General features: G+C 47.4%; 7 protein-coding genes, 12 tRNA genes and 1 pseudogene. 3 read left to right on the top strand and 17 right to left on the bottom strand.

Going from position 1 to position 11369, the window contains the following annotated elements:
- Nucleotides 1-511: 511 nt before the first annotated feature.
- Entirely contained in the window at nt 512-2251 is a 1740-nt protein-coding gene (locus ACFPYJ_RS16810) for a methyl-accepting chemotaxis protein (protein ID WP_379189317.1), read from the bottom strand.
- A gap of 199 nt (nt 2252-2450) precedes the next feature.
- Between ACFPYJ_RS16810 and katA the strand changes: the two genes are divergently transcribed.
- Complete coding sequence (gene katA / locus ACFPYJ_RS16805) at nt 2451-3908, top strand: catalase KatA (protein WP_379189316.1); 1458 nt, start codon at nt 2451-2453, stop codon at nt 3906-3908.
- 126 nt (nt 3909-4034) lie between these two features.
- Here the strand turns inward: katA and ACFPYJ_RS16800 are convergent, their stop codons facing one another.
- On the bottom strand, nt 4035-4217 hold the full coding sequence (locus tag ACFPYJ_RS16800) for a DUF3934 domain-containing protein (protein ID WP_379189315.1): 183 nt from the start codon (nt 4215-4217) through the stop codon (nt 4035-4037).
- A gap of 228 nt (nt 4218-4445) precedes the next feature.
- On the opposite strand from ACFPYJ_RS16800, the pseudogene ACFPYJ_RS16795 reads away from it, so the two are divergent.
- Nucleotides 4446-5603: pseudogene (locus ACFPYJ_RS16795) on the top strand (MFS transporter); the annotation flags it as partial.
- Between the two features lie 100 nt (nt 5604-5703).
- Here the strand turns inward: ACFPYJ_RS16795 and ACFPYJ_RS16790 are convergent.
- The 3 genes from ACFPYJ_RS16790 to ACFPYJ_RS16780 all read right to left on the bottom strand — a co-directional run bounded on the left by ACFPYJ_RS16790 (nt 5704) and on the right by ACFPYJ_RS16780 (nt 7869).
- Nucleotides 5704-6276 carry a CYTH domain-containing protein gene (locus tag ACFPYJ_RS16790; protein WP_379189314.1) on the bottom strand — a complete coding sequence of 191 codons (573 nt, stop codon included), beginning with the start codon at nt 6274-6276 and terminating at the stop codon, nt 5704-5706.
- Nucleotides 6277-6392: 116 nt separating this feature from the next.
- Nucleotides 6393-6701 carry a hypothetical protein gene (locus tag ACFPYJ_RS16785; protein WP_379189313.1) on the bottom strand — a complete coding sequence of 103 codons (309 nt, stop codon included), beginning with the start codon at nt 6699-6701 and terminating at the stop codon, nt 6393-6395.
- 202 nt (nt 6702-6903) lie between these two features.
- Nucleotides 6904-7869, bottom strand: a complete 966-nt coding sequence (locus ACFPYJ_RS16780) for a helix-turn-helix transcriptional regulator (RefSeq protein WP_379189312.1) — start codon at nt 7867-7869, stop codon at nt 6904-6906.
- Nucleotides 7870-8059: 190 nt separating this feature from the next.
- On the opposite strand from ACFPYJ_RS16780, the gene ACFPYJ_RS16775 reads away from it, so the two are divergent.
- A complete protein-coding gene (locus tag ACFPYJ_RS16775; RefSeq protein WP_379189311.1) occupies nt 8060-9796 on the top strand; it encodes an ABC transporter ATP-binding protein in 1737 nt (578 codons plus the stop codon).
- Nucleotides 9797-10112: 316 nt separating this feature from the next.
- Here ACFPYJ_RS16775 and ACFPYJ_RS16770 read toward each other — a convergent pair.
- The 12 genes from ACFPYJ_RS16770 to ACFPYJ_RS16715 all read right to left on the bottom strand — a co-directional run bounded on the left by ACFPYJ_RS16770 (nt 10113) and on the right by ACFPYJ_RS16715 (nt 11199).
- Nucleotides 10113-10186, bottom strand: a tRNA-Gly gene (locus ACFPYJ_RS16770).
- Nucleotides 10187-10199: 13 nt separating this feature from the next.
- Nucleotides 10200-10276, bottom strand: a tRNA-Pro gene (locus tag ACFPYJ_RS16765).
- Nucleotides 10277-10285: 9 nt separating this feature from the next.
- Nucleotides 10286-10362, bottom strand: a tRNA-Arg gene (locus tag ACFPYJ_RS16760).
- A 6-nt stretch (nt 10363-10368) separates the two neighbouring features.
- A tRNA-Gly gene (locus ACFPYJ_RS16755) sits at nt 10369-10443 on the bottom strand.
- Between the two features lie 18 nt (nt 10444-10461).
- Nucleotides 10462-10547: transfer RNA gene (locus tag ACFPYJ_RS16750), tRNA-Leu, on the bottom strand.
- Nucleotides 10548-10560: 13 nt separating this feature from the next.
- Nucleotides 10561-10633, bottom strand: a tRNA-Lys gene (locus tag ACFPYJ_RS16745).
- Nucleotides 10634-10644: 11 nt separating this feature from the next.
- Nucleotides 10645-10719, bottom strand: a tRNA-Gln gene (locus tag ACFPYJ_RS16740).
- Between the two features lie 12 nt (nt 10720-10731).
- Nucleotides 10732-10807, bottom strand: a tRNA-His gene (locus ACFPYJ_RS16735).
- A gap of 31 nt (nt 10808-10838) precedes the next feature.
- Nucleotides 10839-10914: transfer RNA gene (locus tag ACFPYJ_RS16730), tRNA-Thr, on the bottom strand.
- Nucleotides 10915-10935: 21 nt separating this feature from the next.
- Nucleotides 10936-11011, bottom strand: a tRNA-Val gene (locus ACFPYJ_RS16725).
- An 8-nt stretch (nt 11012-11019) separates the two neighbouring features.
- A tRNA-Glu gene (locus ACFPYJ_RS16720) sits at nt 11020-11094 on the bottom strand.
- A gap of 17 nt (nt 11095-11111) precedes the next feature.
- Nucleotides 11112-11199, bottom strand: a tRNA-Ser gene (locus ACFPYJ_RS16715).
- Nucleotides 11200-11369: the final 170 nt, after the last annotated feature.

The raw sequence follows: 11369 nt of genomic DNA, 5'->3' as shown, positions 1-11369 counted from the left end.
CATGTATTAGGCACGCCGCCAGCGTTCGTCCTGAGCCAGGATCAAACTCTCCATAATAGTGTTTCCGTCCCAAAGGACTTCCACCTTACAGAAGCTTAATTGCTCAAGCTTTGCTAGCTTTTTAAAACCTTTATGACAGGTCACTCATGTTCAGTTTTCAAGGAACAAATATTTCGTGTTTGTCCGTGCCGTTCTCGGCCCGGAATAAGAATATAACATGCTTTTATAGGATATGGCAAGTGTTTTTTAAAATTAATTTTTAATTCTATTAAAAATTAGCATTATTATCGTTGAATCAGCCGATATTACTGCATTTCTCTATCTATTTTTTCTTCAGCACATCCTTTCCTTTCAAAGAAAAATGCCGTATCACCTTAGCGGAAAATCGAGCCCGAGACAGCGTCCTCGCCTGACATATAGAAGAATTGATTTACATCTTTCTCTGCTTTCGCTTTCAAATAAGAAAAAGAAGCCTGCGTCTCCAGGCTTCTTCAAGTTAAATTCCAATTCGCTACACTTTAAACTTCCCTACGAGCTCATTCAGTTCCTTCGCAACTTCACTCAATGATTGAGAAGAAGCGGTGATTTCCTCTACCGATGCAAGTTGTTCTTCGGTTGATGCGGCTACCGTTTGGGCAGCACCCGCTGCTTGACCTGCGATATGGCTCATTTCATTCACCGAAGCCGATACTTCTTCAGAGCCGGCAGCCATTTCTTGTGCAGACGCTGCTACCTCTTGAACTTTACCGGAAAGCAGTTGAGAGGTAGCAACGATGCCCTGGAAAGCATTCTCGGCATCTGTCACCGCACGCAGCCCATGTTTCACTTCTTCCATACTGCGGTTCATCGTCTGTACGGACTTAATCGTATCTTGCTGGATCAGCGAGATCAAATCCTTTATTTTTTCTACCGAATCCACCGATTGCTCAGCAAGCTTCTTTACCTCACTTGCAACTACCGCAAATCCACGTCCATGTTCACCGGCTCTTGCTGATTCTATAGAGGCATTCAGTGCAAGCAAGCTTGTCTGTCCGGCAATTTCGCCAATGATGTGAATCACTTCTCCTATGTTCCCGGAATGCTGCTCCAGCCTTCTAATTTCCTGTCCGCTTTCATCTACAGACCGGCTGATGCTGTTCATTTTGTCCACGACGGATTGAATAGACTGATTCCCGGCTTCCGCTTGTTCAGCGGCTTGCTGCGACAGCTCTGAAACCTCTGATGTTGTCCCGGCAATCCGCTGGATCCCGACTGTCATCTCTTCCATCGCACGGCTGGTCTCGGCTGTGCTCTGCTGCTGCGTCTCTGAGCCTGCTGCTACTTCTTCTATAGAAGCGGCAACATGCTTGGTTGCTTCCGTATTCTCCTTGGAGCTCGCAAGAAGCTGTTGTGAGGATGTCGCTACGGTTGTGGAGGCATCATGGATTCTAAACATCGCGCTCTTCAGGTTGGCTACCATCTCGTTCATGGAGCGGACTAGAGAGCCGATCTCATCCTGCTGCTTAAGCTCCAGCCGCTCAACTGTCAGATCACCTTGGGCTACTTTTTCAAGCAATGCTGAAACCTTCTTTACCGGTCTTGAAATAAGCCGGTTAATAACCAATAAGAGTGCGACAGCCACTACTAGCGATAGCCCAACAATCATAATATTAATAATAACGCTCTTTTTATAAAAATCCGCGCTTTCTTGAGTCGCTTGAATCGCTCCTAGTTGATTGATTTTCACCATCTCATTCAAGCTCAGCTGCATCTCGTTGAAGGAACGCTCCGATTCATCCATGATGGCTGTTATTTCTTTTTCTTTGCCGATAGAGCCTTTGACCAAGTTGATTTGTTTGCCCATCCCGCTTGCCTGATTGAAGACTTCGCGGAAATTTGCCCACTTGGCCTTAAGCCTCTCTGCAATTACCTGATCGTCACGACTTGCATAGGACTGCGCATATTCCTCCAGCTGCTGATCGATCTTCTGAAACGTATTTAAAGCTTCCTGCTCGTAGCCTGCTTTCTTGGTCTCTTCCGGCCGAGTCATGATTTTGAATTGAAGGGATAGGATATGCTCCGTTAAAAAATTAACATTATTGGCGATTGAGACCCCGTTCAGCCAAGTCGTTGATATCTCTTTCGCCTTAGACTGAAGCGAATGTTCCCGACTTAACGAGGATAATCCCAGTACTACAAGCAATATAAATAAAATAATAAAGGATAAAGCTAGTTTCTTACCGACTGTAAGTTTCATTCGATTCTTCAACATGCCTTTCTCTCCCTCGATGTAGGTTCTACTAGGTTATCGACATCTTTGCAGGATAAAGTTACGGTTAAATGGAGCCCCAACAAAAAAACCGCTTAAAAAAAACTCGCGGCTCATTTTTATAATTTTTTATATTGATTATTTAATGAGAATTGTTATCATATATAAAGCAGGTAATATATTTCGAGGAGGGGTTTCTGTTATGACAACGAATAAGAACCATCTGACCACGAGCTGGGGTGCGCCGGTTGGTGACAATCAGAATTCCATGACGGCCGGTTCACGAGGACCAACTTTGATCCAAGATGTCCACCTTCTTGAAAAATTAGCGCATTTCAATCGAGAGCGTGTTCCTGAACGCGTGGTTCATGCTAAAGGTGCCGGAGCCCATGGTTATTTTGAAGTGACCAATGACTTGTCCGCTTATACGAAAGCCAGCTTCTTATCCGAGGTGGGCAAACGCACGCCGATGTTCATTCGTTTCTCCACAGTTGCCGGCGAGCTCGGTTCTGCCGATACGGTCCGTGACCCGCGCGGGTTTGCGGTGAAGTTCTACACCGAAGAAGGTAATTACGACCTGGTTGGCAACAACACCCCTGTGTTCTTTATCCGAGATGCTATTAAATTCCCGGACTTTATTCATACCCAGAAGCGTCATCCGCAAACTCATCTCAAAAACCCGAATGCGGTTTGGGATTTCTGGTCCTTGTCCCCCGAATCCTTGCATCAAGTCACCATCTTGATGTCTGATCGCGGTATTCCGGCAACACTTCGCCATATGCATGGTTTCGGAAGCCATACCTTCAAATGGGTAAATGCCGAAGGTCAAGCCGTTTGGGTGAAGTACCATTTTAAAACCGAGCAAGGCGTTAAAAATTTGGATGTTGAGCTTGCGGCTAAACTTGCCGGAGAGAACCCGGATTATCATACCGAGGACTTATTCAATGCTATTGATAAAGGTGACTTCCCTGCATGGAAGCTCCACGTGCAGATCATGCCGCTTGAAGATGCCAATACGTACCGGTTTGACCCGTTCGATGTGACGAAGGTCTGGTCGCAAAAGGATTATCCATTAATCGAGGTTGGCCGTATGGTGCTGGACCGCAACCCAGAGAATTATTTTGCCGAAGTTGAACAGGCTACCTTCTCTCCAGGTGCTTTTGTGCCGGGTATCGAGGCTTCGCCGGACAAAATGCTGCAGGGCCGTCTATTCGCCTACGCGGATGCTCACCGTTACCGAGTCGGCACAAATCATAATACGCTGCCGATTAATCGGCCAGTCGCTGAAGTAAACAACAATCAACGCGACGGTCAGATGCGCTCGGACAGCAATGGCAGCGGGAGTGTATATTACGAGCCAAACAGCTACGGAGGTGCAACAGAGTCCGCAGCCAACAAGCCTGCGGCATTCGAGGTATCCGGTGCCGCTGATAGTGTGGCTTACGATCATCATGATCATTACACACAGGCAGGAGACTTGTATCGTTTGCTTAGTGTAGAAGAACGTGCCCGTCTGGTTCAAAACATCGTTGGAGCGATGAAGCCGGTTGAGAAGGATGAAATTAAACTTCGTCAAATCGTTCATTTCTATAAAGCGGATCCTGCATTCGGTCAGGGAATTGCCGATGGGCTTGGATTGCCGGTACCACCGATTGATTAATACTTAGCTGTGTCATAAAAAGGGCAGTTCCTTACGGGCATTAATGCCTGAGGAACTGCCCTTTTGGATGAGAAATACAGGGCAGCGCCTGCAGCGTGCCGCCCTTTGAATCTTTCTGTACTTATACTAGTCTTTCGACGGATTGTCTCCTTTGCTGCTGCTTCCCTTCCCTTTGGCAGCTGCAGCCTTTGCTTCTTTAATGGCTTTGGAGATTCGAAGAGGCTTTTGCTTCTTCAGCTCGCTCTTTTGCCATCTGTTCCAGCCTTTCTTATCTGTGCCTCTGCCGGTTCCGCCTTTAGCTTTTGCCATATGATCAAATCACTCCATTAGTTGATGGTGGTTGTTAATTTTACGGTTTGATTATTTTCTTTTGTTATTAACCAAGTATGATGAAATATACAGTATCGGCCGGGATATGTACAGAAAACTCTTAATCGCCCCAGCTGCTGCCGGGAAAGAAGAGGAATAGGGGGAGCTGCTTAAGCGAACGCTATTAACAACATCCGCACGTGATAAAAGAATAGGAAGGTATCACCTATGAATGACAAACTCGTAATGCCGGTATGGACGATCGGGCTGTTCATTGTCGTGATGAATACGACGATGTTTAACGTTTCCATACCAAGTATCATCCAAGACCTCGGCATTTCCGCTGATCTGGGATCGTGGGTTATTTCAAGCTATTCCATCGGCTATGCATTATCTACCGTTATTTACAGCAGACTCTCAGACGGTATTCCAATTCGCAGACTGCTGGCGGCAGGCCTGCTTGTTCTCGGATTATCATCCGTCTACGGAATAATCGTACAGGACTTCCATACCCTGCTCCTTGCCCGCATCCTGCAGTCCGCTGGAGCCGGAGCAATGGCAGGACTGGGTCTTGTCCTTGCAAGCCGGTATGTCCCTTATGAAAGACGCGGCAGAGCGATCGCCATGATCTCTGCGGGCAGTGCAATGGCATTCGGGCTCGGTCCGATCGTCGGCGGATTAATTAGCGAGTACTTCGGATGGAATGGCTTATTCGCTGTAACCTGCCTTATCCTTGTCATTCTTCCGGTGCTGCTGAGGCTGCTGCCGATTGAACAACCAAAGCCGTTTCACTTCGACATCGTAGGCGCTGTATGCATAGTCATTAATGCCGCGACTCTTCTGATGGCTGTTACACAGCGGTCATATATTTGGCTGGCGGTGAGCATACTCTCGTTCCTTGCTCATGCTTGGCATTTGAGACGAGCCCGAGCAGAAACGTTTATCAATCCTGCACTTCTGAGAAAACCTGCATACTTGAAGCTGTTTGCTGTGGGATTCAGCATCTTAGTTCTGAACCTTGGCAACCTTTTTCTTATGCCGCTTGCACTTGCTAATCTCTTCAGCAAATCTGCAATGATCATTGGGTTCACGATTGCTCCCGGCGCCATTTTATCCGCATTCTCAACCCGTTTTGTCGGGCGGTGGATCGACCGGTACGGGAATCTGCGGTTCCTGTTAATCGGACATCTCATTCTATCTGCGGTATTGGCATTATTTGCTGCCGGCCTTGCAGCATCTCCGGCAATCATTCTTTGCGGCTATCTCTTCTTCTCGCCAGCTTTCTCAGCTACGATTGCTTCGTTAAACAACGAGATGTCCCGCATTTTGCCCAGAGAGCTGATAGGCTCTGGCATGGGGCTCATGCAAATGATTCAATTTTTCGGCGGTTCGATCTCAGTCGCTGTCTGCGGCATTATTCTCGAGCTTCAAACGAATGTCCCGCTTGTACAAGCTTACAAACATGTATATGGAATCCTGCTGCTTGTCAGTCTATGTTCATTCGCAATGCTGCTGCGGTACCGTCGTTCCCCGCATATTGAAGCACAGTTTCTGTTTGTTTTGAAGCTTTTTTTTGGAGCTCTCTCCATACCTTCTTATTGCTGTACTGCTTCTCTGAGCTGATGTCCCGGCCAAACCAGTCTGGTGCAATAAATCCGGTTGCCGCCTCTTCGGTATCAAATTCGACTTCCAGCACCATCAGCTGAATTTGATCGTAACAATCGATTTCCACGATCCTGTCACCCCAAGCCGCCGTTATACGTTTCTTGGTAAGCGGCACAGCTTGGAAGGCTTGTGTGATCTGCTCATAAATACCCTCAGAAATGGAATACTCTATCTCCTCGCGCTTGAGACCGTTGCCAACCTTAAAGGTATGCGTGAACTGCACCTCATCTGTATGAAGATCCACAATTCTCCGCACTCTCAATTCTTGATCTGCATCTATGGCCAAATATGTCTGCTCTATGCGCTGCTCCGATTGGATCATCAGTTTCCCTTCCCCGATCAATTGCTCCGGGTATTCAGGCAGCAGGAATTTCCGTTCGATTTCAAGCGGCATCTCCATCTCTCCTTTATAAAAAAACCACAAGCCAAAGCGACTTTCGTCACCTAAGCCTATGGAGTTCCCTTCCGTATATGATCCGGCAAGCACCGAACCCTGAATCATAAACGAGCTTATACCATTTCTGCTTTAAATACATGATCTAATGTAATGCCAGTAAGCCTTTTCTTCAAGGGAACTTTCAGATCTCTTCCAAGCTCTCTAAAAAAGATATCTATATCGCAATTCACATTTGCGATTACAACCTTCACTTTGCCATCAACAATAATATTCTCATTCATTTCGCCAGGAATCGTAATATCAACCATATACTTCTTCGTAAGTGTGTTGGAATAGCGGTTGAAGATCTCAACTAATTCCTCGTTCGTAAAGTTTTGAATCGCTATTTTGCCTTTTGTAGTGAAATTTAAGTTGATTTTCAATTTCCGTTTCCCCTTTTTTCTTCTATCCTTGTGCGGTCTGTAACATCGGACTTGCTTATCATACTAATGTTCAGCCATTAAGTACATCTTTAACCCCTTTCTCAGAAAAAAAAGAACTTCCAGTTGTGGAAGTTCCTCCATTACTTTCATTAATTTTGTATGGGAATCCGCAATAATTTCAAAAACCGCATTATTTTCTATCTTATTCTTTGTACATCTGCATCCAGCCCTCAGCTGTATCCCGGAGCACCTGCCGCAGCTCCTCAGGAGCGATCACCTGCACTTCCAGCCCGTAACCGATTACCGTTTTCCAAGCGGATTTATGGTTTCGAAAGTCCATCCACAATTCCACCCATCCATCGCAAGCAGGCTGAATATCTCTGAGCCTAAATCCCCGTTCCCGGGTCAGCGTAGGATAAAACGCCTCCCGCACCTTGATATGCACGGAACTGCCCTCTCTGTCCATTGAATAACGTTCGGCGGCCTCTACCCAATATTGGCTGAGATCAAAATCAGCCGGGCGTTCGAAGGTAGCTTCGAGCAGCGTCGCTTCCTGCAGCCTGGACACCCGGAAAAAGACGACGGGGTCAGCATTGCCTTCACCAGCTGCCCGCGCCACCATATACCAGATGCTTCGTTTAGCAACAAGACCGAGCGGCTCCACTACACCTTCAAAGGATTCATCCTTACCCGCATGGCGAATTGAAAGCCGGCGATTATTCCATACTGCTTCTTGTACAGTCGGCCAATGCCGCATCTTCTCAGTGGCAGAGAACCAAGCTGTACCGTCAATATGCAGACGTTCGCGAATGCCACCAGCATACTCGCGCAAACTTGCCGGAGAAGCAGCCATCAGCTTCTGAAAAGCATGTTCAAAGTCATCATGCATGCCCAAATCATTGAACTGGCCCGATGGCTGGAGAAGAAGCAGCGAAAGGACCTCCCTCTGGGTCATCCCAGTCAAGCGGGTTCTGTAGCCCTCGGACAGCATCCAACCTCCCTGCGGCCCACGTTCCGAATAAATGGGAATTCCCGCTATGGCCAATGCTTCCATATCTCGAATAACGGTACGTGACGATACCCCCATTTGAGAAGCAAGCTGTTCCGTTGTCATTTTGCCCTGATTTTGAAGAAGGACCAGCATATTAAGCAGGCGATCAGCTCGCATAGCTAACCTCCGTTCCATGATCAAACGATTCTTTTACATTATATAAGACAATAGATGTCATATAAAGAATTTATAATGAATAACAGAAGGATAACTTACACATACCGGAGGTGCAAATCCGATTCGAAAGCTGAGCGATTCACATAATGCCAAGACCAAAATTTCCGATGTAAAGATAACGAGAGTACTGATGCTCTTCCGGCCTTATTGGCAGCAGTTATTGCTCATTTTGATCCTTTCGCTTTTGGCTACGTTCATCGGTTTAGGCGCACCCCTCGCAACAAAAGAAATCGTCGATATCGCCATCCCCCAGCATGATGTAGGCCTGCTTCTGCTCTATGCGGGTTTGATGCTGGCCAGTCCGTTAGGCAAAGGTCTTCTTAATGTTTGGCAGACCCATATGAATAACAAAACAGGTCAAAGTGTCATTCGCGATCTGAACGAGCAGCTATTTCGGAATTTGCAGCGGCAGTCTATGGCTTTCTTCACACGCTCCCGATCAGGTGAAATCATTCAGCGAATAACCGGGGATGTGCAGGCTGTTCAAGGAGCGATCACTGGGACGATCGTATCGGCCATTACTCAAGCTGCACAGCTCATAGCAACTGGCATCATCCTCGTTAACCTGAACTGGGAAATGGCCCTATTGTCACTTGTCGTGGTCCCTCTTCTTCTGCTGCCTGTTCGACGTGTTTCCCGTCTGCGCAAAAATCTGCGGCTCGAGGTGCAGATAACCCGGGGTGAGATGGCAGCACAATTAGCGGAGACCTTCAGCGTATCAGGTGTTCTCTTAACCCGATTGTTCGGACAAGAGCAAAAACAATTGCTCAAATATACGAAGCTTAACGAGAGCGTCAAGAGCAAGGAGCTTCGACTGAGCCTCATTGGACGCTGGTATGGAATGGCCGCGGGTGTATCTAACCCCGTTGGAATGGCGCTGATCTACTTATATGGCGGCTGGAGTGTTATGAATGACCAGATGACATTAGGTTCCGTTGTTGCTTTCGTAGCTCTTGTTGGAAGGCTGTATGACCCCCTGTCCTCTCTGCTCAGCGTGCATTTGGAGATGTCAGCCGCACTCGGAATTTTTCAGCGGATCTTTGAATATTTGGACTTGAAGCCAGATATTGAAGACGCACCGAATGCGGGTGTAATGCCGGCTGTCAGAGGGAGGGTCGAATTTAACCAAGTTCATTTCGCATATCGACAAGGAACACCCGCCCTGACGAATATCTCGTTCAAGGTCGAGCCTGGACGTATGATGGCCCTAGTCGGACCAAGCGGTGCCGGAAAGTCTACACTCATTAGCTTGATTGCCCGGTTATATGAACCGTCTTCGGGAATAATCAGAATTGACGGTATGGACATTAAGCAGGTGACAATGGAATCCTTACGCAGCCACATTGGCTTTGTCACTCAGGAGCCCTACCTCTTCTACGGTTCCTTGCTCGATAATATGCGTTTTGCCAAGGAGGATGCCACTCAGGCAGAGGTGGAGGACGCATGCCGGAAAGCGTATATTGATGATTTTATTACTGCATTACCGGAAGGATATCATACCATCGTCGGTGAACGCGGACATCGATTGTCAGGCGGTGAAAGACAACGAATCGCAATTGCACGGGCAATTTTGAAAAACCCGCGTATTCTCATTCTCGATGAGGCCACCTCTCATCTGGATTCTCAATCTGAAGCTTATGTGCAGAAGGCACTTGAGGAATTAATGAAGCACAGAACCACCATCGTCATCGCACATCGTTTATCAACCATACTTGCTTCTGATAGCATCATTGTCCTGAAAGATGGTGTCGTTGTTGAACAGGGAACTCACGAAGAGCTGCTTATCCATAATGGATTATATGGATTGCTGTATCATACACAATTTGCCGCAGCGAACACAGGTATCGCTATGGATCAGTTGGCCTAACTGCTCCATAGCCAACTAAATCGAGATTTCCTTAAGCCGCAAGAAATGCTGAGCTAAGGTTTTTTAGCGAGAGTTCAAATTGCCGCTCGAGAGCTGAGCATGGATAACCGAAGTAAGCTTTAACGCTTCTTGACTTATTGACGATAAAAGGTATGGATTCCGCAGCTGAACCGGATTGATGTTGGCCGTCTTTATAAATACCTGCATCAAATCATCCTTAATGAAGAACATCAAAGTCATGCTTAGTGATCCAGCCGAAAATCATGCCCAAACAACAAAAAAACCTTTGCTTGGCAAAGGTTTTGGTTAATATGTATGGAGCGGGTGATGGGAATCGAACCCACGCTATTAGCTTGGAAGGCTAAAGTTCTACCATTGAACTACACCCGCAATTAATTACAGATGGTCGGGATGACACGATTTGAACATGCGACCCCCTGGTCCCAAACCAGGTGCTCTACCAAGCTGAGCTACATCCCGTTATGAAAATGGCGCGCCCTGAGAGATTCGAACTCCCGGCCTTTTGATTCGTAGTCAAACGCTCTATCCAGCTGAGCTAAGGGCGCAAAATATGGAGCGGAAGACGGGAATCGAACCCGCGACCCTCGCCTTGGCAAGGCGATGCTCTACCGCTGAGCCACTTCCGCATATAAAAGGTAATTCGTTGGTGCGGTTGAGAGGACTCGAACCTCCACGAGCATACGCTCACTACCCCCTCAAGATAGCGTGTCTGCCATTCCACCACAACCGCAAAGCTATAAAAGTGAGCCATGTAGGACTCGAACCTACGACACCCTGATTAAAAGTCAGGTGCTCTACCAACTGAGCTAATGGCTCTTAATCGAAAATGGCTGGGGATCTAGGATTCGAACCTAGGGATGACGGAGTCAAAGTCCGTTGCCTTACCGCTTGGCTAATCCCCAAGAGAATCTATATGGGGCGATCGAGGGGAATTGAACCCCCGAATGCCGGATCCACAAACCGGTGCGTTAACCACTTCGCCACGATCGCCATATTAGAAGTAAGGATATTTAGTTAAAGATGGTGCCGGCGAGAGGATTCGAACCCCCGACCTACTGATTACAAGTCAGTTGCTCTACCAACTGAGCTACACCGGCATATTATGCGATTTGAGTTCATGGTGGAGGCTGACGGGATCGAACCGCCGACCCTCTGCTTGTAAGGCAGATGCTCTCCCAGCTGAGCTAAGCCTCCAAAGATTATGGTGACCCGTAGGGGACTCGAACCCCTGTTACCTCCGTGAAAGGGAGGTGTCTTAACCACTTGACCAACGGGCCTTAATAAAGAAGTCGAACGGAGAGAGAGGGATTCGAACCCTCGCACCACTTACGCAGTCTAACCCCTTAGCAGAGGGTCCCCTTGAGCCACTTGGGTATCTCTCCAAACAGATGACATTATTTCAAAAAAATAAACCACAGAAGTGGGTGTACCATAATGAAGTTACACCCTGAAAACTGGATATGAACCTTTGCGAGTGGTTATCATTAGCTGAGTTGTCACGATTTCACGTAAATCCCGGAGCCTTGCGCTCATCTGCGATGAGACGCGTAGG

Origin of the sequence: Paenibacillus solisilvae, from assembly GCF_042656405.1 — a bacterium.
Lineage (GTDB): Bacteria > Bacillota > Bacilli > Paenibacillales > Paenibacillaceae > Paenibacillus_Z > Paenibacillus_Z solisilvae.
Note: the sequence above shows the minus strand (reverse complement) of the source record. Positions and strands in the feature narration are given on the sequence as shown.

What these genes read in the sequence shown, in the direction of transcription:
- ACFPYJ_RS16810 (WP_379189317.1), bottom strand. Translation starts at nt 2,251, where the DNA reads ATGTTGAAGAATCGAATGAAACTTACAGTCGGTAAGAAACTAGCTTTA.
- katA (WP_379189316.1), top strand. Translation starts at nt 2,451, where the DNA reads ATGACAACGAATAAGAACCATCTGACCACGAGCTGGGGTGCGCCGGTT.
- ACFPYJ_RS16800 (WP_379189315.1), bottom strand. Translation starts at nt 4,217, where the DNA reads ATGGCAAAAGCTAAAGGCGGAACCGGCAGAGGCACAGATAAGAAAGGC.
- ACFPYJ_RS16790 (WP_379189314.1), bottom strand. Translation starts at nt 6,276, where the DNA reads ATGCCGCTTGAAATCGAACGGAAATTCCTGCTGCCTGAATACCCGGAG.
- ACFPYJ_RS16780 (WP_379189312.1), bottom strand. Translation starts at nt 7,869, where the DNA reads ATGCGAGCTGATCGCCTGCTTAATATGCTGGTCCTTCTTCAAAATCAG.
- ACFPYJ_RS16775 (WP_379189311.1), top strand. Translation starts at nt 8,060, where the DNA reads ATGCTCTTCCGGCCTTATTGGCAGCAGTTATTGCTCATTTTGATCCTT.